General features: G+C 34.4%; 26 protein-coding genes. All 26 read right to left on the minus strand.

Annotation, left to right across the window (positions count from 1 at the left end; genetic code table 11):
• Positions 1 to 23 precede the first annotated feature (23 nt).
• The gene (locus ACFHWD_RS07550; protein ID WP_150355871.1) at positions 24 to 659 is read right to left on the minus strand and encodes a thiamine diphosphokinase; all 636 of its coding nucleotides are present in this window, start codon (positions 657 to 659) and stop codon (positions 24 to 26) included.
• A gap of 1 nt (position 660) precedes the next feature.
• Complete coding sequence (gene rpe / locus ACFHWD_RS07555) at positions 661 to 1,311, minus strand: ribulose-phosphate 3-epimerase (RefSeq protein WP_150355870.1); 651 nt, start codon at positions 1,309 to 1,311, stop codon at positions 661 to 663.
• A 41-nt stretch (positions 1,312 to 1,352) separates the two neighbouring features.
• Positions 1,353 to 2,216 carry a ribosome small subunit-dependent GTPase A gene (rsgA, locus tag ACFHWD_RS07560; protein ID WP_150355869.1) on the minus strand — a complete coding sequence of 288 codons (864 nt, stop codon included), beginning with the start codon at positions 2,214 to 2,216 and terminating at the stop codon, positions 1,353 to 1,355.
• A gap of 42 nt (positions 2,217 to 2,258) precedes the next feature.
• Positions 2,259 to 4,154 carry a Stk1 family PASTA domain-containing Ser/Thr kinase gene (gene pknB, locus ACFHWD_RS07565; RefSeq protein ID WP_378061242.1) on the minus strand — a complete coding sequence of 632 codons (1,896 nt, stop codon included), beginning with the start codon at positions 4,152 to 4,154 and terminating at the stop codon, positions 2,259 to 2,261.
• The gene (locus ACFHWD_RS07570; RefSeq protein WP_150355867.1) at positions 4,129 to 4,869 is read right to left on the minus strand and encodes a Stp1/IreP family PP2C-type Ser/Thr phosphatase; all 741 of its coding nucleotides are present in this window, start codon (positions 4,867 to 4,869) and stop codon (positions 4,129 to 4,131) included. The genes pknB and ACFHWD_RS07570 overlap by 26 nt, the downstream gene beginning before the upstream one ends.
• Positions 4,823 to 5,920 (minus strand): 23S rRNA (adenine(2503)-C(2))-methyltransferase RlmN, encoded by a 1,098-nt coding sequence (gene rlmN / locus ACFHWD_RS07575; protein WP_150355866.1) that lies wholly within the window; start codon positions 5,918 to 5,920, stop codon positions 4,823 to 4,825. The genes ACFHWD_RS07570 and rlmN overlap by 47 nt, the downstream gene beginning before the upstream one ends.
• Positions 5,921 to 5,933: 13 nt before the next feature.
• The gene (rsmB, locus tag ACFHWD_RS07580; RefSeq protein ID WP_150355865.1) at positions 5,934 to 7,265 is read right to left on the minus strand and encodes a 16S rRNA (cytosine(967)-C(5))-methyltransferase RsmB; all 1,332 of its coding nucleotides are present in this window, start codon (positions 7,263 to 7,265) and stop codon (positions 5,934 to 5,936) included.
• A 34-nt stretch (positions 7,266 to 7,299) separates the two neighbouring features.
• A complete protein-coding gene (locus ACFHWD_RS07585) occupies positions 7,300 to 7,980 on the minus strand; it encodes a zinc metallopeptidase (RefSeq protein WP_150355864.1) in 681 nt (226 codons plus the stop codon).
• Positions 7,981 to 8,000: 20 nt separating this feature from the next.
• Entirely contained in the window at positions 8,001 to 8,933 is a 933-nt protein-coding gene (gene fmt, locus ACFHWD_RS07590; protein WP_378061245.1) for a methionyl-tRNA formyltransferase, read from the minus strand.
• Positions 8,930 to 9,391 carry a peptide deformylase gene (def, locus tag ACFHWD_RS07595; RefSeq protein WP_150355862.1) on the minus strand — a complete coding sequence of 154 codons (462 nt, stop codon included), beginning with the start codon at positions 9,389 to 9,391 and terminating at the stop codon, positions 8,930 to 8,932. Before def ends, fmt begins: the two co-directional genes overlap by 4 nt.
• 47 nt (positions 9,392 to 9,438) lie before the next feature.
• Positions 9,439 to 11,640 (minus strand): primosomal protein N', encoded by a 2,202-nt coding sequence (gene priA, locus ACFHWD_RS07600; protein WP_378061248.1) that lies wholly within the window; start codon positions 11,638 to 11,640, stop codon positions 9,439 to 9,441.
• A gap of 74 nt (positions 11,641 to 11,714) precedes the next feature.
• Positions 11,715 to 12,914 (minus strand): bifunctional phosphopantothenoylcysteine decarboxylase/phosphopantothenate--cysteine ligase CoaBC, encoded by a 1,200-nt coding sequence (coaBC, locus tag ACFHWD_RS07605; protein WP_179977228.1) that lies wholly within the window; start codon positions 12,912 to 12,914, stop codon positions 11,715 to 11,717.
• Positions 12,914 to 13,132: a DNA-directed RNA polymerase subunit omega gene (gene rpoZ / locus ACFHWD_RS07610; RefSeq protein ID WP_150355859.1), complete on the minus strand. Its 219-nt coding sequence runs from the start codon at positions 13,130 to 13,132 to the stop codon at positions 12,914 to 12,916. The genes coaBC and rpoZ overlap by 1 nt, the downstream gene beginning before the upstream one ends.
• The gene (gene gmk, locus ACFHWD_RS07615; protein WP_150355858.1) at positions 13,074 to 13,742 is read right to left on the minus strand and encodes a guanylate kinase; all 669 of its coding nucleotides are present in this window, start codon (positions 13,740 to 13,742) and stop codon (positions 13,074 to 13,076) included. The genes rpoZ and gmk overlap by 59 nt, the downstream gene beginning before the upstream one ends.
• Positions 13,742 to 14,017, minus strand: a complete 276-nt coding sequence (gene remA, locus ACFHWD_RS07620; RefSeq protein ID WP_150355857.1) for an extracellular matrix/biofilm regulator RemA — start codon at positions 14,015 to 14,017, stop codon at positions 13,742 to 13,744. Before remA ends, gmk begins: the two co-directional genes overlap by 1 nt.
• 14 nt (positions 14,018 to 14,031) lie before the next feature.
• Entirely contained in the window at positions 14,032 to 14,910 is an 879-nt protein-coding gene (locus tag ACFHWD_RS07625; RefSeq protein WP_150355856.1) for a YicC/YloC family endoribonuclease, read from the minus strand.
• A 319-nt stretch (positions 14,911 to 15,229) separates the two neighbouring features.
• A complete protein-coding gene (gene spoIVA / locus ACFHWD_RS07630) occupies positions 15,230 to 16,708 on the minus strand; it encodes a stage IV sporulation protein A (protein ID WP_150355855.1) in 1,479 nt (492 codons plus the stop codon).
• A 96-nt stretch (positions 16,709 to 16,804) separates the two neighbouring features.
• A complete protein-coding gene (locus ACFHWD_RS07635) occupies positions 16,805 to 17,803 on the minus strand; it encodes an NAD(P)H-dependent glycerol-3-phosphate dehydrogenase (RefSeq protein WP_150355854.1) in 999 nt (332 codons plus the stop codon).
• 2 nt (positions 17,804 to 17,805) lie between these two features.
• Positions 17,806 to 19,122 carry a ribosome biogenesis GTPase Der gene (der, locus tag ACFHWD_RS07640; protein WP_179977226.1) on the minus strand — a complete coding sequence of 439 codons (1,317 nt, stop codon included), beginning with the start codon at positions 19,120 to 19,122 and terminating at the stop codon, positions 17,806 to 17,808.
• Positions 19,123 to 19,125: 3 nt separating this feature from the next.
• Positions 19,126 to 20,460: a DUF512 domain-containing protein gene (locus tag ACFHWD_RS07645; RefSeq protein ID WP_150355852.1), complete on the minus strand. Its 1,335-nt coding sequence runs from the start codon at positions 20,458 to 20,460 to the stop codon at positions 19,126 to 19,128.
• A gap of 43 nt (positions 20,461 to 20,503) precedes the next feature.
• Positions 20,504 to 21,499 (minus strand): inorganic phosphate transporter, encoded by a 996-nt coding sequence (locus ACFHWD_RS07650; RefSeq protein ID WP_150355851.1) that lies wholly within the window; start codon positions 21,497 to 21,499, stop codon positions 20,504 to 20,506.
• Positions 21,492 to 22,115 carry a DUF47 domain-containing protein gene (locus ACFHWD_RS07655; RefSeq protein ID WP_150355850.1) on the minus strand — a complete coding sequence of 208 codons (624 nt, stop codon included), beginning with the start codon at positions 22,113 to 22,115 and terminating at the stop codon, positions 21,492 to 21,494. Before ACFHWD_RS07655 ends, ACFHWD_RS07650 begins: the two co-directional genes overlap by 8 nt.
• A 130-nt stretch (positions 22,116 to 22,245) precedes the next feature.
• Positions 22,246 to 22,902 carry a phosphate signaling complex protein PhoU gene (gene phoU / locus ACFHWD_RS07660; RefSeq protein WP_150355849.1) on the minus strand — a complete coding sequence of 219 codons (657 nt, stop codon included), beginning with the start codon at positions 22,900 to 22,902 and terminating at the stop codon, positions 22,246 to 22,248.
• A gap of 58 nt (positions 22,903 to 22,960) precedes the next feature.
• Positions 22,961 to 23,710 carry a phosphate ABC transporter ATP-binding protein PstB gene (pstB, locus tag ACFHWD_RS07665; protein WP_179977225.1) on the minus strand — a complete coding sequence of 250 codons (750 nt, stop codon included), beginning with the start codon at positions 23,708 to 23,710 and terminating at the stop codon, positions 22,961 to 22,963.
• A gap of 12 nt (positions 23,711 to 23,722) precedes the next feature.
• The gene (gene pstA, locus ACFHWD_RS07670) at positions 23,723 to 24,613 is read right to left on the minus strand and encodes a PstA family ABC transporter permease (protein WP_378061254.1); all 891 of its coding nucleotides are present in this window, start codon (positions 24,611 to 24,613) and stop codon (positions 23,723 to 23,725) included.
• Positions 24,610 to 25,503, minus strand: coding sequence for a phosphate ABC transporter permease subunit PstC (pstC, locus tag ACFHWD_RS07675; RefSeq protein WP_150355847.1), 894 nt, complete (start codon positions 25,501 to 25,503; stop codon positions 24,610 to 24,612). The genes pstA and pstC overlap by 4 nt, the downstream gene beginning before the upstream one ends.
• Positions 25,504 to 25,543: the final 40 nt, after the last annotated feature.

Consider the following 25,543-nt stretch of genomic DNA (forward strand, 5'->3'; position numbering starts at 1 on the left):
ATCATCAATTGTGCATTGGATAATCAATCTCTACTCTTCATTAAAAGTAATTTACCGCTGTCAAATATTATACTCACACTTCTATTTAAAAATTCATTCGATATCGTTCTTCCATCCCCCAACTTCAGATCGTAATTGTCAAGCTTATACCTCGCACCTATTATACTCAAATTTCTAACTATATCACAGTAGGCATGAAGGGAAAATGTTTCTCCCTCTCTGCCTTTTATTGTAACGGGTTTACTTATTAGTTCAATAGTATTGTGCTCATCTTTTATAAAAGCTCTAATTCCCTTTGAATTACACTTTAAAAGCATTCCCAGATTACCCAAAAGATGATCTACCCTGCTTCCCGTAACTCCAAGCAGCACTATTTCATCTGCTCTCAGACTCAGAGCCTTATCAATTACAATTTCAGTATCTGTACAGTTTTTAGCCTTAGGATATTTTTCTATAATACAGTTCTTTTCCCTGAAAAATTTTAGAGGCTCTTCATCTATAGAATCGAAATCTCCCATAAGATACATGGGTACAATATTATATCTGTAAAGACAATTTGCGCCACTGTCGGCACATATTAAAATTGAATCTCCATAAAGTTCCTCTTTAATTAATTTTTCGGAAGGAGCATTTCCCCCTGACACTATAACTACCCTCATACTAAATTCCCTCTCTCAGCATCTTTATATTGTCCTCTATCTTTCCATCTTTAAATACAGCAGAACCAGCCACTATTACATTTGCTCCATTTTTCACTGCACTACCTATATTATGCTTTGAAATACCTCCATCCACCTCTATCATCAGATTCTCATTGTATTTATAACTTAAATTTTTAACTTCCTCTATTTTTCTTGAACAGTAATCTATGTATTTTTGCCCTCCAAATCCAGGGTTTACAGACATTATAAGAACCATATCTAAATCAGGTATCAGATATTTTATGTTATCTACCAATGTAGCGGGATTTAATGCCACTGCAGCTTTTACGCCTAGACTTCTTATATAATTTAAAGTTCTATCCAGATGGTTGTCAGCTTCAAAATGAACCGTTATGATATCTGCCCCAGCTTTTACAAAACTCTCTATGTACCTTGCAGGCTCCTTTATCATCAAATGTACATCAAAAGGCAATTTAGTGTATTTCCGTACACTTTGTATAACAGGTACTCCAAAACTTATATTTGGTACAAAACTTCCATCCATAACATCTATATGGATTAAATCTGCTCCATATTTATCCAGAGATTTTATCTCTTCCCCCAATTTTGAAAAATCTGCCGATAATATGGAAGGTGCTATTTTTATCATTGTGTATTATCTCCTTTTCAATAATTAAGCGTAATTAGCCATCAATATCTCTCCCGGGAAGAAACTTCCTTTAAAACCTTAATATAAAAATCATATCTTTCTCTACTTATGGTCCCTTTTTCCACAGCAGCTTTAATAGCACATTTAGGTTCTCTATAGTGAATACATCCCGTAAATTTACACTCTCCTATAAAACCCATAAATTCAGGGAAACAATATTGAAGTTTTTCTATAGGTATATCACTTGTATCCAGTGAAGAAAACCCTGGAGTATCTACCACAAAACCTCCCTCAAGTTCTATCAATTGACTGTACCTTGTAGTATGTTTCCCTTTATTTAATTTTTTACTTATTTTACCCGTTTCCATGAGTTTTTCCCCACAGAGAGAATTTAAAATAGTAGATTTTCCTACGCCTGAGGGTCCGCATAAAACCGTAACATTTCCCCGGAGTTTTTCTCTTATGGTATCAATGCCATATCCTTCTTTTGCTTTTAACTGCAGTACTTCATAACCTATACTGCTTATTCTATCTATAATCTCTATTTCTCCACTTTCCTTAGGCAAATCCATTTTATTAAAGCATACAATTACTTCTAAATTACTGTACTCACAGCTTATGAGGATTCTGTTTAATAGATCTTCATTTATTTTAGGATGATTGAACGCAAAAATCACTAATACTTGAGTTATATTCGCTACTGTAGGACGTTTTAGCTGACTTATTCTAGGGTAAATTTTATCAATAACCCCCTGGTTCTTTTCAACATTTATATTAACATTATCTCCGACCATAGGGGAAAGTCCATCATACCTGAACTTTCCCCTAGCCCTGCATTCAATTACCCCATATTCAGTTTTTATATAATAGAATCCTCCTATACCCTTTACTATAATTCCCCTCATAATTCCTCCTAATTCACATTTAACGCTGTTTCATCCTGTGTTTTATTTTCCCGAATTATTGGAATTTGAGTTGTTGCCCTCTCCTGAATTACCGCCTCCAGTATTGCCATTTTGTTGTCCGCCACCATTTTGCTGTCCATCGCCATTTTGCTGTCCACTGGTATTTTGTCCGCTGCTGTTTTCATTACCATTATTTCCTCCATTATTTCCATCTTGAGGTATCTGATTACTACCCTGTTCTCCTTCAGGCTGCTTATATACATAATAAGTTAAAGTTACAGTAGTGCCTTCTTTAACCTGACGTGAAGCTCCTATGCTCTGATTTGTAATACCCAGGTTTTCTTGAGTCCTATCAGATGTTTCCACCGGGTTCTCAGCAACCCTTAATCCTGCATTCTGCATTATGGCTCTTGCCTCACTTATGCTTTTTCCTGAAACATCCGGAACCGTTACATATTTTGCTTCTGGTCCCTTGCTGACCACAAGATTTACTTTTGACCCATCTTTTACTTTAGAGTCTGCCTCCGGATCCTGACTTATAACCTGACCCTGGGATACGGTATCACTGTATTTGTAAGATATATCCCCAACATCTAATCCACTGCTGGTAATAATACTTTTGGCAGTACTTAAATCAATGCCAACTACATTTGGAACCCCCATAGTATCAGTACCTCCACTTATGATTACCCTTACATCTGAATTTGCTTTTACTTTTGTACCAACTTTAGGAAAACATTCAAGTACTGTGCCTTCAGGTTTATCACTTTTTTCCTTAGCTCCAACTACAAAATTGAGTTTTTTACTTTCCACTAATTTTTTGGCTTCAGCCTGTTTCATTCCAATTATATTGGGGACTGCAACCTCCGCAGAAGTCCTGTTGAAAGCAAAGTATCCTGAAACTGCACCTATTACTGTCACCAACACAAATAATGCTATTATAAGTATAGTCTTCTTTTTCTTTGGATCCAGGGTGGGTTTATTTTTTTTATCCTCAGGTTCACCTTCATAATCATTATCACTATAACCTTCTTCATCCTTATAATTGTCATTTACATCTACAGGATCCATTATCCGCGTCATATCATCATTTAGATCATCTTCTATTAAATTTAATTTCTGGTTATTTTCTATCTTTTTTAAATCCACAAGCATATCTTCCATAGTCTGATATCTTTTTATAGGCTCTTTTTCTACAGCCTTCAAAATCAATTTATTTAAACTTTCCGGTACATTTTCATTTAGTTTAATTGGAGGAACCACAGGTTCCTGTATATGCTTCAGTGCTATGGATACGGGGCTCTCCGCATCATAGGGCACCCGTCCTGTAACCATTTCATACATAACTATTCCCATAGAATAGATATCCGTCCTAAAATCTACAAAACTTCCCCTTGCCTGCTCAGGAGAAAAATAATGTGCGGATCCCATTATCTTATTTGAATTGGTTATAGTAACTGAATTAGAAGCTTTCGCAATTCCGAAATCCGTTACCTTTACTATCCCATCCTCTGTTACAAGAATATTATGAGGCTTTATATCTCTATGTATAATATTATTCTTATGTGCACATTTGAGGGCTTTGGCTATCTGAATAGCTATTTCTACCGATCTTTCCGGTGGTATCCTGACCTCTTCCTTTATTATCTGTTTCAGTGTCTTTCCTGAAACATATTCCATGACTATATAATTTATGTCATCCTGGGTACCTACATCATATATATTAACTATATTATTATCCGACAGACTTGCTGCTGCCGTAGCTTCTCTCTTAAATTTTTCGACAAACTCCTTATCACTGGAAAATTGTTCTTTAAGAACTTTCACAGCCACATTTCTATTTAATAGGTGATCTTTAGCCTTATAAACGACTGCCATTCCACCTTCTCCTATTTTTTCTAACGGCTCATACCTATTTCCTAGCATGGTCCCTATCATCTTTACCCTCTCCTTCAAATACAATAACTGATATATTATCTTTTCCACCTCTAAGATTGCTGAGTTCTATCAATTGTCTACAGGCATCTTCATTGTTATTGCTCATTATAATATCATACATCTCATCAGTGCTCACCCCATTAGATAAACCATCGGTACAAAGCATTACCCTATTAACGTCTTTTAAATTCACTTCAAAGGTGTCTATTTTTACGGATAAATTAGTTCCAAGTGCCCTGGTTATTATATTTTTATTGGGATGAATTGCAGCTTCCTCTTCAGTTATGCTGCCTTCGTCAACTAATTGCTGTACAAGGGAATGATCTTTAGTGATTTTAACTACACCGTCGTATCTTATAGTATAACATCCACTATCACCTACATTAGCTACTACCATATTCATATCTTTAACTAAACAAGCTGTTATAGTTGTCCCCATTCCACCAAATTCATCATTACTTGTTGATAATTTATAGATCTTTTCATTTGCTAAATTTATGGCTTCTAACAGGTCCTTTTTCATATCTACTGTGTTCTTAGCTTTTATACTAGAAATGGTCGTTTCCACTGCAATTCTACTTGCAACCTCTCCTGCATTATGACCGCCCATTCCATCTGCTATTACATATAGATCTAAATCTTTTCCATTATAGAAATCTGCAAAATCTTCATTTAGTTTTCTTACTCTGCCCACATCTGACAAGATCCCCACCATTTTCTACACCCTTTCTATACCTTTTTGATTCTAAATAACTTCTCCTCAGCTGTCCACAAGCAGCATTTATGTCTGAACCCATTTCTCTTCTTATAGTAACTTCTATTTTATTTTCAACAAGTTTATTATAAAAACCTTTTATATTGTCTAGAGAAGATTTCTTAAAATCATTTTCTTTAACTTCATTGACAGGTATTAAATTCACATGGCATAGAAGACCCCTTAGCAGCCTTGTTAAACCTTCAGCACATTTCAGGCTGTCATTAACACCTCTTACCAAAGCGTATTCAAAGGATATTCTTCTACCTGTTTTATCTATATAATATCTGCATGAATCAATTATCTCTTTTATAGAGTATTTATTTGCAATGGGCATAATTTTTATTCTATTTATATCATCTGGTGAATGTAACGATATAGCTAATGTTATCTGCAAATTTTCACCTGCAAGTTGTCTTATTTTAGGTACTATACCGCAGGTAGAAAGAGTTATATGTCTTTGACCTATATTGAGGCTGTAGTCACAACTTATCATCTTTAAAAATTTCAACACATTGTCATAATTGTCGAGAGGTTCTCCACTTCCCATTAAAACTACATTTGATATCCTCTCATCTATTTCACTCTGAGATCTTAGTACTTGAGCCAATATTTCTCCACTGCTTAAATTTCTCACCATTCCACCTACAGTAGATGCACAGAATTTACAGCCCATTCTGCATCCAACTTGTGTTGAAACACATATAGAATTCCCGTGTTTATATTTCATAACCACTGTCTCTATAATATTTCCATCCCTGTATTTATATAAAAATTTAGTAGTATCCTTTAACTTTGATTGATAACTTTTAACTAGTTCCGGAATTTCAATATAAAAATTTGTTTTTAATTTTTTTACTAAAGATTTAGGTATATTGGTCATACAATCAAAATTCCACTGACCATTCTTATATAACCAATCCATTATTTGACTTGCTCTAAATTGACTTTCACCGTTATTTTTCATCCAATTTCTTAAGTCTTCCATATTAAAGTCAAAAATATTATACATACATTTATTGCACCTACCTATATTTTATCATTTTTGCAATAAAAAACCCATCCATATTATCATTGGGAAGTACAGTTATATACCCTTTTTCATCATAAATTATATTTTCAAAATCTCCAAAATTTATTTTCTCCAATTTGAATTGCGGATTTTTTTGAATAAACCAATTTATATTCTCATTATTTTCCACTTTATTTAAAGTACAGGTGGAGTATATAAGTTTTCCCTCTTGTTTTACATACTTTGAAGCATTTAACATGATGTTTCTCTGTATTTTTACCAAATTATCCATAGAATCTTTATTTTTAGTCCACTTGATCTCCGGCTTTTTTCTTATTATTCCAAGTCCTGAGCAGGGCACATCAATGAGAACCCTATCTGCTGCATTTTCAAATTGCCCTATATATTTTTCAGCGTCAAACACATTATAAATTAAATTTTCAACTCCCAATCTACTGGCATTTTCCTTTACAAGTGACATCTTATTTGCATGCAGATCACAAGCATATACCTTTCCTGTATTTTTCATCAGCTCTGCTATATGACAGGATTTACCTCCCGGTGCACTGCAGAGATCCAACACAGTCATATTTTCTTCCAGATCCATAACATGGGCTACAAGCATTGAACTTTCATCTTGAACTGTAATATACCCCTTCTTAAAAAGGGGATTCAATTCTATATTACTTCCTTTTTTTATAATCAGCGCTTCTTTGCATATAGTTCCTTCTTTTACATCATATCCATTTTTTATAAGTTCATTCCACACCTGTTCATATTTTATTTTTAACGTATTCACCCTCACTGTAACTTTAGGAACTATATTGGAATTTTTCAATATGCTCTCTCCCGTTTTTTCACCATATTGTGTAATAAAAAGTTCAGCCATCCATCGGGAAAAAGAATATTTAAAACACCACCTACTCATTTTATCGCCCTTATGCTCACAAGTTAGAGTATCTTTATTTCTCAAATAATTCCTCAAAACACCATTTACCAGCTTAGATAACTTAACTGACTTCCTTTTAGAAAGTTCTACAGCCTCATTCACTACTGCAAATTCAGGAATCTTACTCAGGTATCTCAATTGATATACAGACATTCTGAGTATATTCAATATGTCCCCATCCATTTTCCCAATATCACTTTTTATAAAACTGTCTAATATACTGTCAATTGTATATTTATACCTTAAAGTACCATATACTAGCTCCGTGACCAGTGCTCTATCTTTTCTATCCAAATTTTCCTTATTTAAATACATACTCAAAACTACATTGGAATATGCATTGTTATCCAATACCTGTTTAAGTACTTTAACGGCTGTACCCCTGGGATTTATCATGATTCTACCTCTAATCAAAAAATATCTTCATCCATTAATTTCTATCTCTACTTATATATATGAGTCTGAGCAAATTGGCTATAGCAGTTAATACAGCAGCCACATAGGTCATGGCAGCAGCACTTAAAACCGATCTGGCCCCATCAAGCTCATCCGAATAGAGTATGTTTCTTCCTTCCAGTATCTTTAAGGCTCTTCTGGAGGCATTTAATTCTACAGGAAGAGTTATTATTTGAAATAAAACTACTAAAGCAAATAAAATTATACCTAAATTTACAAGTCCCTTAATTCCTAAAACAAATCCAGCCAAAAACAATATCCATGAAACATTGGATCCAAAGTTAACTACAGGTACAATGGAATTTCTGATAACAAGTGGAACATATCCATTTTTATGCTGAATGGCATGACCAGTTTCATGGGCCGCCACACCTATTGAGGCCACGGAATTTCCGTAATAAACATCCTCCGAAAGTCTCATGACTCTCCTGGAAGGATCGTAATGATCGCTGAGTTTTCCGGGTATCAGTTCTACTGGTACGTCGTAAAGACCGCTGCCATCCAAAAGCATTCTGGCCACCTGGGCGCCTGTATACCCATTGTGGCTCCTATACCTAGAATATTTATTAAAAGTGGAAGATACTTTATATTGAGCCCAAATTGCTACTAAAAGTGCTGGAATTAGTATAATAAAACTGCTATCAAAGTAAAACATCAATTACACCTCCACGTAGATTATTCTCCTAATATAACACCTGTTTTTATCAAATGCCCCTTTATATATTCACTCACTTCCATAGGTCTTCCTCCTGGAAATTGTATATTTTTTATCAAGACAACCCCTCTGCCGCAGGATACCTTGATACCATATTTGGAAACTTCAAGTATATATCCGGCTTCCCTTGGGGACATTTCATCCAGTGCCTCCACCCGGTATATTTTCATATTCTCTCCCTTATACTGAGTATATGCAATAGGCCATGGATTTAAACCTCTGACAAAATTTTTTATTTTAATACTATCCAGATTCCAATCTATTTCTGCCATGTTCCTACACAACATCTTTGCATAGGCAGTTGTAGTTTCTCCCTGTTTTTTCCTTTTAATTACACCTGTTTCCAGTCCTCTAAGGGTTCTTGCCAATAAATCAGCTCCATCTTCCTTCAATATATCTGTAAGTTCTCCTGCAGTCATATCTTCTGGAATCTCAACATTGCTGCTTAAAAGCATATCTCCTGTATCAAGTCCAGTATTCATGAACATAGTAGTGTTTCCCGTTTTCTTTTCTCCATTTATAATACACCAGTTTATAGGTGCTGCTCCCCTGTACTTTGGCAAAAGTGATGCATGCAGATTGATGCATCCATTTTTAGGTATATCCAGCACCTCTTTTGTCAGTATCTGACCATAAGCTACTACTACTATAAAATCAGGTTTCATTTCCTTTAGTTTACCCAATGACCGGGTATCCTTTTTTAGACTTACAGGCTGATAAACCGGTATATTGTACTTAATAGCTTCTTCTTTAACAGGAGAAAAAACTACTTTTTTCCCCCTACCTTTCGGTCTGTCAGGTTGAGTAAATACAGCTGTTACATTATGTTCCTCTATCAATCTCTTTAAAGAGGGCACCGAAAAATCAGGAGTTCCCATAAAAACTATATTCATATATTATTTTCACCTTCTTTTTTTATGACCTTATCTATAAAGAGTATGCCATTTAAATGATCTATTTCATGGCAAAATGCCCTTGCCAGTAAATTTTCTCCCTCTACTATTATCTCTTCTCCCTTTTCATTTAAAGCTTTCACTTTAACCTTATTAGGCCTTTTTACTTCACCCTGCACTCCAGGTATGCTCAAACATCCTTCCTTATCTATATAGCTTCCTTCACTATATATAATTTCTGGATTTATAAGTTTATATATACCTTCTCCTATATCAACTACTATGGCTCTCTTCAAAACACCTACTTGAGGTGCTGCAAGTCCTATACCATCCTCTTCATACAATGTCTCTTCCATATCTTTAAGCAATGTTATAATCCTATTATTTATAACATCCACTTTCTTGCTTTTTTTTCTCAATATGTCATCGCCGTATTTTCTAATATTTCTTAAAGCCATCTATTTGACCTTCCCCTCTCAATTTAAACTGTATACCCTAATAAATTCTACATCATGTTAATAGGATTTATATCTATACTGACCTTTACATCATTATAAACATCTTTTAACAAATCATAAACTATTTTTCTTATATTTTGTGCTATATTTAGACTTATCTTTCCCTTTATCATTATCTTCCACCTGTATGATTCCTTTATTTTCGATATTTCACAAGGGCATGGTCCCAGCATTTCAATTTTATCATTTTTTATGAGAATATTTCTTAAAAATATACCAACATTTTGTATACTTTTTATTAATATATCTTCATTTTTACTGCTCATATTGATGAGAAGAATATCTGAAAAAGGCGGATAATTCATACGCTCTCTTATACTGATCTCTCTATTATAAAAATCCCTATACCTATTCTCTGCAGCACATCTTAAGCTGTAATTTTCAGGATTATATGTCTGAACAATTACCTCTCCTGGCTTTTCACCTCTACCTGCTCTTCCTGAAACCTGGGTTATAAGTTCATAAGTCTTTTCTGAAGATCTAAAGTCCGGAAGATTAATAGACAGATCCGCTGCTATTACCCCCACTAAAGTCACATTTTTAAAATCCAACCCCTTAGCTATCATCTGTGTTCCTATCAATATATCAGCCCTGCCTTCTTTGAAGGTATTATATATGCTTTCATAAGAATTTTTTTTCCTGGTAGTATCAAAATCCATCCTGAGGATTTTTGCCTGGTGGAATTCATTTTTTATCAATTGTTCTATTTTTTCAGTACCAACTCCAAAATACTTTACATATCTGCTTCCGCATTTAGGGCAAGTCTTTGGTACATCAATTTTACTTCCACAGTAATGACATACGAGCTTTCCAATATTATGATGATAGGTATAAGATATATCGCAATTGCTGCATTTAAATACATAACCACATTTTCTGCAGGATACAAAAGTAGAATATCCCCTTCTATTCAAAAACAATATTATCTGTTCCCTTTTGTTTAATCTATCACAAATTGATTCATATAATATTTTACTAAACATGGATTTATTATTATTTACAAGTTCTTCCCTCATATCTATAATTCTAATTTTGGGCATAGCTGCCCCATCGGCTCTATTTTTCAAAGTTATAAGTTGAATTTCACCTCTTGTACACCTATGATAAGTCTCTATGGAAGGAGTAGCTGAACCCAATACCATCTTACAGCCATACTGACTGCATTTTATTTCTCCAACTTCTCTAGCATTGTACTTAGGATTGCTATCCGATTTATAGCTCCATTCCTGTTCCTCATCTATTATTATAAATCCCAAATTTCTAAAAGGTAAAAAGATGGCAGATCTAGCTCCTATAGCAACTTTTACCTGGCCTCGTTTTACTCTCATCCATTCGTCATATCTCTCTCCATCAGATAATTTACTGTGAAATACGCTTACATCTTTCCCAAATCTACCTTTAAATCTTTCTACCATTTGAGGAGTAAGAGCAATTTCAGGAACCAATATTATGGATTCCTTCCCGCTTTTCATAGCCTTTTCCACAAGCCGCATATAGATTTCAGTTTTGCCGCTTCCTGTAACTCCATGAATTAAAAATATCTTTTTATCTGAATTAATTATTTTTTTTACTGCAAACTGCTGCTCTTCATTCAAGGTTTTTTTTGAATAAATATCATATTTCCTTTCATCATATCTATTCACTGTACTTCTTCCTGTAATAAGAAACCCATGCTTTATCATAGTATTTATAGAAGATAGTGATAGATTATATTTTTTACTTATAAAATTTTTAGTGTATTTTCCATTTTCGCCTTCCACCAATTCATATATACTTTTATATGGATTCCTGTCAAAATTTTTTTCCAGTTTTTTACCTGTATACACCAGATTCTGCTTTTTGTCTTTCACTCCCTTGAAAATACCTCTTGGAATAAATACCTTTATGCAATCGAGGTAAGTGCACAGATACCTCTCTCTCATCTTCTCTATAAGTTCCAGATCCTTTGCCGTAAAAAGGGGAAAATCATCACAAAAATCAATTATTTCCTTAATTTTTTTATCATGCAGTACATTTTCATAAAGCTTTACTATAAATCCATCCAATTTTTTATTTCCCATTCCAAAAGGAACTTTAACTCTAAAACCTATTTCTATTTTGTCCTTTAACTTTTCTGGCACCTTATAGGTAAAAATTTTATCTAATTTTACAGAGCTATTGTTTACAATAATTCCTGCATATGTATACACCTGATCACCCTTTTACAATAAACATTAAATAAGAGAGGCATTTAAATTTTAACCCCTCTTAAACATAAATAAACTCATAATTTAGATGCCAATATATCAAATAATTTTCGCGCTACTTCTCTCTTTGTCATCTTATCTAAATCGATTTTATTCCCATCCTTGAATATTATAGTAACTTTATTATTATTTGAGGCAAATCCAGTATCTACACCTGTTATATCATTGGCAATTATATAGTCCAAATTTTTGCTTTCCAATTTTTTTGCAGCATTTTCAATTAGATCATTGCTTTCTGCAGCAAAACCTACTAAAATTTGATTACTTTTTAGTTTACCTAGCTCTTTCAATATATCAATATCCCTGGTAAGTGGAAGTGAAAGCTCATCTCCGTCTTTTTTTATCTTTTTCTGAGAATACACTTTGGGTTTATAATCAGAAACTGCAGCTGCCTTTACTACTATATCCTGTTTTTCAAATTTCTCAAGTACTGCATTGAGCATCTCCTCATTTGTCCTCACACTCACAAATTGTACTCCAAAGGGTATATTTAAGTTAGTGGGCCCGGAAACAAGGGTTACTTCCGCTCCCCTATCTCTGGCTTCTTCAGCTATGGAATATCCCATTTTGCCAGTGGATCTATTGGTTATATACCTCACAGGATCTATATCCTCCCTGGTAGGTCCAGCAGTAACAAGCACCTTTTTACCCTTCAGGTCTTTTTTATCATACAACATACTTTCAATTATCTGGGCTATAAAACCCGTATCCTCAAGTTTTCCCTCTCCACTGTCACCACAGGCCAGCCTTCCTGATGCAGGTCTTATAAATTCATATCCAAATTTCATGAGTTTATTGATATTGTCCTGTACAATGGGGTTGTTGTACATATTTGTGTTCATGGCAGGAGCAAAAACCACAGGAGCTTTGGTTGCCATAATTGTAGTAGTTAAGAGATCATCTGCTATGCCACTTGACACTTTTCCTATTATATCCGCAGTTGCCGGAATAACCGCCAGTAAGTCTGCCTTCTTTGCAAGGGAGATATGCTGTATTTCCCAAGCTCTCGGTTCCTGAAACATATCAACATTTACTATATTCTGGCTCATAGTCTGAAAACTAAGCGGCGTTACAAATTTCACTGCGGATTTTGTCATTATGACATTTACCTCAAAGTTTCTTTTTTTTAGCCTGCTTACCACATCCAGCGCCTTATAAGCTGCTATTCCACCAGTTACTCCTATAACTACCGTTTTCCTATCACTTACATTCAACATTACTTAATACCTTCTTTTACAGTTTCGTAAGTAATCAAATTTTGATATATTTCATTAATAGCTATAGTAACTGGTTTAGTTGAATCTATATTCACCAAAGGTTCAGATCCATCAATCAATTGCCTTGCTCTCTTAGATGTCACAGCAACTAATGTATATCTATTGTCCACTCTTTTTAATAGATCTACAATAGATGGATTTATCATCGAGTTGTTCATATGTAATTCCCTCCTTAGGATCTAATATTTCATCTTTAACTCTATCCACTCTGCATTTTTCCGCCGCAATTATACTCTCTATATTTCTTACGGCATTATCTACAGTATCATTTATAACCACATAGTTATATTTTGATACATAATTTATTTCCTTATAGGCCGAACTGAATCTAGTCATGAAGGATTCTGGTGTTTCACTGCCTCTACTTATAATTCTCTTCTTAAGTTCTTCCATTGAAGGAGGAAGTATAAATATAAATACGCCTTCAGGATAGGTCTCTTTTACCATCAAAGCCCCCTGAATATCAATCTCGAGTACTACGTCATTTCCCTCTTTTATAGCTTTTAAAACCTGGGACCTAGGAGTTCCATAATAATTCCCATATACTTTTGCATATTCCAAAAAATTATTGTTTTTTATTTTATTTTTAAAATCTTCTTCAGTCAAAAAATAATAATTCACTCCATCTACTTCACCTTTTCGTGGAGATCTTGTGGTAGCTGAAACAGAAATCCAAAATTTATCCTTTTTTATCAGGGCTTTGCATACTGTACTTTTTCCTGTTCCAGAAGGCCCCGATATTACAATTAGAAGACCTTTTTTTCGCATTATTCCTCAACCTCACTGATTTCATCTTCTCCATCTTTAGACGACAATCTATGTGCTACAGTCTCAGGTTGAACCGCTGAAAGTATTACATGATCACTGTCAGTTATTATAACAGCTCTTGTTCTTCTTCCATAAGTGGCATCGATGAGCATTCCCCTATCTCTTGCCTCCTGAATTATTCTCTTTATCGGTGCAGACTCTGGACTCACTATAGCCACCAATCTATTTGCTGAAACAATATTTCCAAAGCCTATATTTATTAACTTAATACCCATACATTTCCTCCTGTTTACTCTACATTTTGTATCTGTTCTCTTATTTTTTCTATCTCATTCTTTACATTTAATATCAGCCGCGTTACTTCTAAATTTGTCGATTTAGATGCAATGGTATTTGCCTCTCTATTCATCTCCTGTAATATAAAATCAAGCTTTCTTCCTACAGGTTCATCAACATTTAAAGTATCTTTAAACTGAATTATATGACTATTTAACCTTACAATTTCCTCATCAATACAGGACTTATCTGCAAATAGTGCAATTTCCATTGCCAGCCTATTTTCATCTACCGGATATTTTCCCAATAGATCTTTTAATCTATCTGAAAGTTTTTCTCTATACTCTTCAGGTATCTTAAAAGATTGCTTTTCTATATCATCCATTAAAGCTTGAATATGGCTGCATTTCTCAATCATATTTTCCTTTAACTTTTCTCCTTCTTTCTCTCTCATGTCCATGAGCATGGAAATAGCATCATTTAGAGCCTGTAATAAATATTCCCAAGCGCTTTCAAGATCATCCTCTTCCTTTTTCAATGTTATCACATCCGGGAATCTAGCAATTAAATCAAGAGATACACCCTCTTTTATATCATATTTTTCTCTTATCCTATTTAAACACTCTACATAGCTGTCCGCTAATTCTTCATCTAGTACAGCCCTTGTAGAGCAATTGCCAAAATCCGCCTGAGTTATAAATATATCTACTTTACCTCTATTTATTTTTTGTTGAACTACTTTTCTTATTCTGTCTTCTAACGGCATAAAGCTTTTTGGCATTTTAATATTTAAATCACAGTATCTGTGATTTACACTTTTTATTTCTACTGTAAAACTCTGTCCATCACTTTCTACTGTGCCCCTCCCATATCCTGTCATGCTTTTAATCATTATAATTTCATCCTTCCACAAAACCACATAAGTCTACAACTAATTATACATAAATACATATAATAATTTCAAGATAAATTTTATATTTCAGAGCTGATAAATCCATATTAAAACTTTCTCTAAATTGTAGTTTAAAACGATTATATCACAAAACATCTCTAATAGACATATTTATAGTAATTTTATACATTTATTTGATAAAATAAACTTAAAGCTTCAGACAATTAAATACAACTGCCTGAAGCCGTAGATCTGAAAATATAATTCTAAAATAGTAATATATATTAGACAAAATCACAATAAAATGTATTTTTAAAACTTAAAGTATAATGCATATCAAGCCGCCATTGCCTTCATTTATAATTTTCTGAAGTGTTTTTTGTATTTTAATCTGAATATCCTCTGGCATCTTATAGAGTTTGTTTTGAAGTCCCTCTTTCACCAATATTTCCAGTGACTTGCCAAACATATTGCTCTGCCATATTTTAGAAGGATCGCTTTCAAATTGCTCCAGCAGGGATTTGACCATTTCCTCACTTTCCCTTTCTGTACCCATTATAGGTGAAATCTCCGTTTCAATATCTGCGCGTATGAAGTGCAGGGATGGAGCACTTGCTTTTAATTTTACTCCAAATTTATTTCCCTGTTTTACTATCTGCGGTTCCTCCAGCTTCATTTCTGAAAGCTGAGGTGCTACTAGACCATAACCGGTTTCTCTAACATCTTTCAAAGCCGTTGAAATCTTGTCATATTCCACTTTTGCACTGTGCATTTCTCTTACTATATTCAGCAGATCATTTTCTCCTTGAATTTCCTTTCCGCATACCTCTCCTAATACCTTATAGTAAAGATCTTTTTTAGGTTTTAAATCAATGCTGGCAGTGCCCTCTCCCATATTAATTTCTTTTACCTCAGATTCTCCCACAAATTCTACATCTGAAAATCCATCTACAGATTTTACTATATCCCTTATTTTATACACGCTGCCGCACATATCCTTTACCAAATTTATGAAATCTAATTTCAGCCAATGAGAGGGCTCCATTTTTTCTATCCATTCAGGCATATCAATATTTATTTCCTTAATTGGGAATTCTTTAAGTATTCTTTGAAATACATTTGTTATGTCATCTTCTTTCATATTAAGTACATCCATACATTGAACAGGTACATCATATTTGTTCTCCAATTCTTTCTTTAAAGCCATGGTATCAGGCTCATAAGGATGTTGTGAATTTAAGATTACCATAAAAGGCTTATTTATTGACTTGAGTTCATTTACCACTCTTTCTTCAGCGTCAACATAATCATCCCTGCTTATATCTGTTATAGAACCATCCGTAGTCACTAAAAGCCCTATAGTTGAATGTTCATTTATTACCTTTTTAGTTCCAATTTCAGCAGCTTCTTCAAAAGGTATTTCATAGTCATACCATGGAGTGGTAACCATTTTAGCTTCTTCTCCCTCCATGTATCCCAATGCGCTCTTAACTATATACCCAACGCAATCCACCATTCTCACTTTAAACTTAGTACTTTCATTTAAACTTATCTCTATAGCTTCATTGGGAACAAATTTAGGCTCAGTAGTATGAATTGATTTTCCTGAAGAACTTTGGGGCAATTCATCTTTAGCCCTCTGTTTTTTATAAGAATTATCTATGTTGGGAAGTACCATTATTTCCATGAATTTTTTTATGAAAGTGGATTTTCCAGTTCTAACAGGGCCCACAACTCCCACATATATATCTCCCTGAGTTCTCTCTGCGATATCCTTGTATATATTAAAGTTTTCCAAAATATACCCTCCAATAATCTAATATTAACAGTATATATATATTTTGGTGGAGCATATTTTATTACATATTATTTCACTTACAGCTCAAATTAATTTTCAATATGTTTCGCTTTTTTTGGCTCTTGTCATCAATTCATATACAGTATATCTTGGATCTTTTCCTTTGAAAAGTATCTCATAAAGAGCCTCCGTTATAGGCATTTCTACATTTAGCTTATTTTTAAGCTTATAAAAAGCTCTACAAGCTGATATACCTTCGACTACCATATTAACTTCCTTAATTGCCTCTTCTACTGATTTGCCCTGACCTATAAGTATTCCAGCTCTTCTGTTTCTACTGTGCATGCTGGTACAGGTAACTATAAGATCTCCTATGCCCGAAAGTCCTGAAAATGTTTCTCTTTTACCTCCAAGCCTTTCTCCAATTCTCACCACTTCTGCAATCCCTCTGGTCATAAGAGCTGCCTTTGAGTTATCACCATAACCTATTCCATCTGAGATTCCTGCTGCCAGTGCAATTATATTTTTAACAGCACCTCCAATTTCAACTCCCACTATATCTTTATTGGTATACACTCTAAATTTGCTTGTTGTAAAAAGGTTTTGGATTTTTTTACTGCAGTTGACATCTTTTGAAGATACCACTACCGTTGTAGGTATATCAAGAGCTACCTCTTCTGCATGACTTGGTCCTGAAAGCACTACCACTTTATTTTCAGGTAGTTCCTCTTCAATAACTTCAGAAAGTCTTTTGCCCGTTTTTTCTTCTATTCCCTTGGCTATATTTACAATTATCTGATCTTTGCTTATAAACTGCTTAAAATTTTTACACACTTCCCTTACGGCCTGAGACGGAACTGCTAAAACCAAAATACCGCTTTCTTTAATTACCTGTTCCGCATTTATAGATGCTTTTACGTTATTGGGAATCAATACTTTGTGAAGGTATTTAATATTTTCCCTTCTTTCATTTATGTCCTGAACTATGGAATTTTTTCTATCCCACAAATTCACTTCAATTCCCTTTTTAGCAAGCATTATAGAAAGGGCTGTTCCGAAACTTCCCCCTCCTAAAAAAGATACAGATAAACCCACAGCTAACCCTTCCTTTCTCTAAATTCAAGTTTTATTCCAGTGCCTGTAAAATCAAAGCTGTCTCTCAATTGATTTTCTATATATCTCTCATAAGAAAAATGAATACAAGTAGGATCATTTACAAAAAACACGAAAGTAGGGGGTTTATTTCCCGTTTGGGTGACATAGTATATTTTCAATCTCTTAGTTCCAATAACCGGTGGTTCCTTCATCATAACTGCCCTGCTTATAACGTCATTTAACACCCCTGTCTTTATTTTTTTACAGTAGTTTTCATAACACAGTTTTACTGTTTCCAATACTTTGTGTATTCTCTGTCCTGTTTTTGCAGATATGAAAAGATAGGGTGCATAAGTCATAAAAGAAAGACCTCTATTTATATTATTCTTATAAATATTTGTTGTCTTTGCATCCTTCTCTATCAGATCCCATTTATTGATCACAACCATGATGGATTTATTCAATTCATGGGCATAGCCTATTATCTTTTCATCCTGCTCGCTTATACCCTGGGTGGCATCAAGCATAAGTACACATACATCTGCTCTTTCCACTGCTGTATAAGTTCTTATAACACTATATTTTTCCACTTCCTTTTTAACCTTGCTCTTCCTCCTAATACCTGCCGTATCTATCAATAAAAATTTGCCTTCTTCTGTGTCTAGATAGCTGTCTACAGCATCTCTTGTAGTACCGGGAATTTCACTTACAATAACTCTTTCCTCACCCAGTAATTTATTTATAAGAGATGACTTTCCAACATTTGGCCTACCTATAAAAGCTATCTTTATATAATCTCCATTTTCATCTTCACCGCTGTTATCTTGAAAATTCTCCACTACCTTATCCAACATATCACCCAGACCCAATCCCTGAGAAGCTGAGATAGCTATAGGATCACCTATACCTAGATTATAAAACTCATAAGTAGAAACCTCTTGTTTTGCACTGTCTATTTTATTTACTACAAGCACCACTGATTTTTTACTCTTTCTAAGCATCTGGGCCACTTCTCTATCAGAATCAACAAGCCCTTCTTTTCCGTCAACTATAAATATTATCACGTCAGCAATTTCAACTGCCATCTGAGCCTGCCTTCTCATCTGAAGGTATATTATATCATTATTTTCTGGTTCAATTCCTCCTGTATCAATTATAGTAAAGTTATATTTTAACCACTCTGCCTCTGCATATACTCTATCTCTAGTAACTCCAGGAGTATCTTCTACTATGGATATTCTCTTGCCTGCTAATTTATTAAACAAAGTGGACTTCCCTACATTTGGCCTTCCCACTATGGCTACTATTGGCTTTCCCATTGATCATTTCACCTCACTGTTTTCATTTATAATCCGTATTAGATCCTTTCCCGTATAATCACATACAAATATTTTTCTCTTTAAAATTTTCTCTAAATCCGTTAAAGTTACATCATCTAAAAATACCATGCCTTTTGACTTTGAAAGTTCATATCCTTTTCTAAACATACATTCCGGTATAATTACATACTTTCCCAGATTGTCATTCTGAATTTGTTCTACTATATCACTTGCTGTAACAAGCCCCGCCACAGTTATAGTATTGCCAAAGAAATTATTTATTATCTTTTTTACATAAATCACTATATCCTGATTCTCTTTTGATATCTTATCAGCAGCAGCCTTTACATCATCATATGCTAAATCTCCTGTTAAAAAAGTAAAAGATCCTTTTATGTCCTTTCTTAAACATGTGATCTCTCTGTCTATATTATCTCTAAAAAGTCTTACGATGCCAACACCGTCTTCCAACTGCTTATAGTTTTCATAAAACTTTGAATTTGGAATTTTCCTGCGGGAAATAAGATAAAACTCATCAGAAAGCCTTACAAAGGGAGATCCTATTTCCATCAGATATTTACTTTGAAGTTCTTCTGCAATATGTAATTGTTCTCCAGCAGAAATTCTATCATACTGCTTAAGCTTAAAAAGTCCATGTCTGTATTTCGTAATTCCCACTGGCACTACTGCCACATTTTCAATTTCCGGATACAATTTATATAAGTCCTCTACAGTTTTTCGAAACTCTATTCCATCGTTTATACCAGGGCATAGTACTATCTGACAATTTATCTTTATTTCATTTTCAGTCAGTTTCTTCAGGCGTTCATATATATTTCCTGCAAATCTGTTGTTGAGCATCTTCATTCTAAGTTCAGGATTAGTAGTATGAACAGATACATTTATAGGACTGATTCTATACTTAATTATTCTATCTATATCCCCTTCAGTCATGTTAGTAAGAGTGACAAAATTTCCCTGAAAAAAAGCCAGTCTTGAATCATCATCCTTAAAATAAAGAGTATCTCTCATTCCTGAAGGGAGCTGATCTATAAAGCAAAAAATACATTTATTATGACAGTTTTTAGGTCTATCCAAAATTGTCTCCTCAAACTCCACCCCCAGTTCCTCATCGTATTCCTTCTCTATTTCAAGTTCCCACATCTCTCTATTTTCTTTTTCTATTTCTATTTTTACATATTCATCACTTATTAAAAATTTATAATCTATTATATCTTTGATTTCAACACCATTAATTGATAAAAGACAGTCACCCTTTTCTATTCCCATCTCTTCTGCAATACTTCCAGGTTTCACTGTCTTAATTTTATTTTTCATATGTATTAGACTCCTATTTAAATTAAATATTTACTACAACCCATTAAAATAAACTCAATAAAAATATAAGAATTCCTGAAATTGCAGCACAACTAGGTATAGTAAATATCCACGTTGTGACTATGTCTTTGACTACAGCCCACCTCACTGCAGAAAATCTCTTAGCAGAACTAACTCCCATTATGGATGTGGTTATTATATGAGTTGTACTGACAGGTGCATCAAACATAGTAGCCGTAAATATTACCGCCGAAGCTCCCATTTCTGCTGAAAATCCATTTACCGGCGTCATTCTGGCCATTTTGGATCCCATCGTTTTTATTATCTTTTTTCCTCCTAAAGCAGTACCCAGTGCCATGGATAATGCACAGCATACCTTAACCCATAGAGGTACTGAAAATTTATCAAGAAATCCAGCACTCACCAATGTCATAGTTATTATTCCCATAGTCTTTTGAGCATCATTTCCACCATGATTTAAAGCTATTAACATAGCTGAAAATATTTGAGCCTTTGAAAAAATCCTCGTAACCGTACGCGGTCTTGTATTTTTCAGTATCATATTCATCACATTCATAAATACAAATCCTGCTATAAATCCTATTATTGGTGACAATACCAGCCAGACAATAACTTTCCAAAAAAGTCCCGGCCAATTGATTATTAGAAATGAGCTCTTATAGACAATGGCAGATCCTACTAGTCCGCCTATAAGGGCATGAGAAGAACTACTTGGTATGCCGAAATACCAGGTTATCAGATTCCAGATTATAGCTCCCATCAGTGCAGCTATAATTACACTTTGCGTAACATCGTTTGGATCCACTATACCATTGCCTATTGTTTGGGCAACCTTCACACTCATAAAAGCGCCGACAAAATTTAGAGAAGCTGACATTATAACCGCTTCTCTCATAGTCATTACCCTGGTAGACACAACACAAGCTATAGCATTGGCACTATCGTGAAAACCGTTTATAACATCAAATATTATTGCAATCACAACTATTATTACAGTTAAAGTCAAAGCGCTAGGCATTTTTCATTACTACTCCTTCGACAACATTTGCTAAATCCTCACAGGCATCCAGCGTATTTTCAAGATATTGATATATTTCCCTCCACTTCATAACATCTATAACTTTCATACTTGATCTAAATATATCCCCAATAGCTTTTCTCGAAAGTACATCTCCTTGTTCCTCTATCCTATTTACATCTATTATAACACGTGAAAGTTTTTTACTCGTTTTCATATTTTTCAACTCTTCCATCAAAACTATTATCTGCTTGCAGGATTCCACTATCATACTGCTTAATTGAAAGGCCTCTTTAGTACATTCATTTACATTTAACATGACAAACCTGCTGGCAGTAGATTCTATTAAATCAATAATATCATCCATATCCTTTGCAATTACATATATATCCTCTCTGTCAAAGGGAGTAATAAATGTCTTATTTAACTGTTCCAGTATTTCATGCTGTTTTCTGTCTCCCTCATGTTCTACTTCCTTTATCTTTTTTAAATTTTCTTCTGAATTTTTCAGATCATACATAAAATCCCACAGTAATTTCGAAGCCTTGTAAGCAATATCAGCTGTCTGTGTAAAAAACATATAAAACTTGTCTTCCTTGGGAGTAAAAGTAAACATCACATACCTCCTGATCATTGAGAATGTTCATTTCGACCTAATAAAGTATACCATAAAATTACTAAAAATTAAACAAAAAAAGTTTTAAGCATCGAAATACTTAAAACTTAAGAAATTCTATATACTTATTCTATTCATTTAAATCTTTCTGTTCTCCTGTAACTAGATATATTGTTCCCTCACATATATTTGTAGCACGATCCGCTATCCTTTCCAGATACTTGCATACAAGTACCAATTGGATCATCTGATTTACCTTGCTTTCATCCTTTTCCGCAATCTTAATCATGTCAGTAAACACCTTTTTAAATAACGCATCTATTTTATCATCCATTTTACAAGCTTCATAGGCCTTTTCAAGATCCCTCTGCACATAGGAATCCAGGGATGTCTTTATCATGCCATTAACTATACTCGACATCTCAGGTATATCTATAAGCCTCTTTACATATTTCTCATTTTTGAGTCTTAAGGTTATTTTCGCTATATCCACCGCATGATCCGCTATTCTTTCAAGGTCCATGATAAGTTTAGAATTTGTAAATACTGTTCTCAGATCTATAGCAAGAGGCTGTTCCTTCGCAGTGACCTTTATACATTTATCCTCTATTTCCCTCTGAAGCTCATCTACTAGATCATCATTTTTTATAGTCTGCTCTGCCAACTCTTCATCTTGATTTACCAGTGATTCTATGCATTGATGAATTTGCTTTTCAACTATACTGCCCATTCTAAGCACATCATTGTGAATTTCTTTTAATGCATTGTCAAATGCTTTTCTTGTCATAATCCGTCACCTCTCTTAAATTATTGATTATTTTATCATTTTGCATAAACCCATAATTTTATCCAAATCTTCCCGTAATGTAATCCTCTGTCCTCTTATCCTTAGGTTTATAAAAAATATTTTCGGTCTTATCATTTTCCACAACTTCGCCATTTAAGAAAAAAGCTGTATAATCGGATATTCTTCCAGCCTGCTGCATATTATGGGTTACTATTATTATAGTATATTTTTTCTTTAAAATGTCCATAAGTTCTTCTATTTTAAGAGTGGATATTGGATCAAGTGCAGATGTGGGCTCATCCATTAAAAGCACATCTGGTTCTACTGCAAGAGTCCTGGCTATACAGAGTCTTTGCTGCTGACCTCCTGAAAGTCCCAATGCATTTTTATTTAACCTATCCTTTACTTCATCCCATATAGCTGCACCTTTTAAACTCTTTTCCACGATTTCATTTAATTTATTCTTATCCTTTATTCCATGTATTCTAGGTCCATAGGCCACATTATTGTATATGGACATTGGAAAAGGATTTGGCGCCTGAAATACCATTCCAATTCTCTTTCTCAAATCTATTACGTCATATTCGCTATATACATCTTTGTTTTCAAATAAAACTTTGCCTTGAATTTTAACTGAATCTATTAAGTCGTTCATTCTGTTTAAAGTCCTCAAAAATGTCGATTTTCCACATCCAGAAGGTCCTATCAGTGCCGTAACTGAATTTTTTTCTACATTTAAATTTACTTTTTTAAGAGCTTGAACCGCCCCATAGTACAAATCAAGATCCTCAGTTTGCATTATATACATTAGTTCCCCTCCCTATTTCTTACCTGTATAGGATTCATATATTTTTTTACCTATTATTCTCGCTAAAAAGTTAAATAACAATACCATAATGACTAAGACTGCAGATGCCTTATTAGCTATCTGCGACGCATCGGGCACCATACCCTCTGAATTGAGTTTCCATATATAAACTGCTAAACTCTCCGCCGGTCTCATTACGCTAAATGCCGAACCGCTGTTTGTCAAACTAAAAAATGAGAAATTCAATTTAGGTGCAGTCATTCCAGCAGTATACAACAGTGCTGCTGCTTCACCAAATATCCTTCCTGCCGCGAGTATTACACCCGTCAAAATTTGAGGTATAGCTGATGGAAGAACAATCTTTGATATAGTCTGCCACCTAGTTGCGCCAAGTCCAAGACTTGCTTCCTTTACCGGAGCCGATGCTGCAGTTATAGCATTTTCGCTTACCCTGGTTAAAGCTGGCAGATTCAACACCGATATAGCAAGAGCTCCTGATAGGAGCGTAAATCCCCACTGAGTGGCATTTACAAATATGAGAAGCCCGAATAACCCAACCACAATAGATGGAAGAGAAGCCATTGTTTCTATACATAACCTTATGGTATTTAAAAACACACCTCTTTTGGCATATTCAGCTAGATATATGCCAGCTCCTACTCCAAAGGGCACGCTTATAATCAATGAAACCACAAGCATATAAAATGAATTAAAAAGTTGGGGACCTATACCTCCTCCTGCCTCTCCGAATTTAGCGTCTCCAAACAAAAAAGACGGTTTAAAAAAACCTATACCCTTAAATAATATATAACCTATTAAAGCAACCAAAAGGGTTACTATAAAAACCGTTACTCCATAAAGAACTCCAGTCCAAATTTTATCTTTTGTCTTGGCATCTATCATTTAATTTCACTTCCCTTTCCTATTGCTCTTATTATCAAAATAAATATAAAAGAAATTATTAAAAGAAATAGCGCCAATGACCAGAGTGCATCATTCCATGCAGTCCCATTTACAGTGTTCCCCATATCCATGGTCAAAATACTGGTAAGTGTAGACGTAGGACTCAAAATGTTCTCAGGAAATTTTATTGTATTTCCTATTACCATCTGTACTGCCAGTGCTTCACCAAAAGCTCTTGCAAGTCCAAGTACTATTCCAGTAAGTATTCCATTTTTAGCTGACGGGATTATTACTTTGGATATAGTCTGCCATCTGGTCGCCCCAAGCCCATAGGAAGCTTCCATATATCCTTTCGGAATGGTTTTTACGGCATCTGCTGAAATGCTCGCTATAGTAGGCAATATCATAACGCTAAGTACTAATATTCCCGCAATCACACTAAATCCTATACCGCCAAAATGTGTTTTTAAAAAGGGAATCAATACGCTGAATCCAACCCAGCCATATACAACAGAAGGTATACCTACGAATAATTCCAGAGAAGGTTGTAATATCCTGGAGCCTATTTTAGGAGATATATAATTCATAAATACAGCCAACGCTACACTTACAGGTGCACTCAATATGACAGCTCCTATGGAAACCAATGTAGAACCTACAAAAAATATAGCAGCACCAAGCTTAGGCGTGCTAGTATCAGGAACCCAACTTGATGTAAATAAAAATTGCATTAGAGGATATCCTCTCTTTACAAATGTATTCATACCCTTTGAGGCTATAAAAATTATTATACTAAGGGTGAGAATTATAATCATAACACCACAAAGTGTCGCAAATCCCCTTCCCATATATTCGTCTTTGAGTTTATTCCTAAATGATTTTTTTTTCATACTCACCAACCCCAACATTAATTTTGCTGGCCAGCCACTC

This window comes from Clostridium sp. MT-14 (assembly GCF_042436595.1).
Classification (GTDB): domain Bacteria; phylum Bacillota; class Clostridia; order Clostridiales; family Clostridiaceae; genus Clostridium_B; species Clostridium_B aromativorans.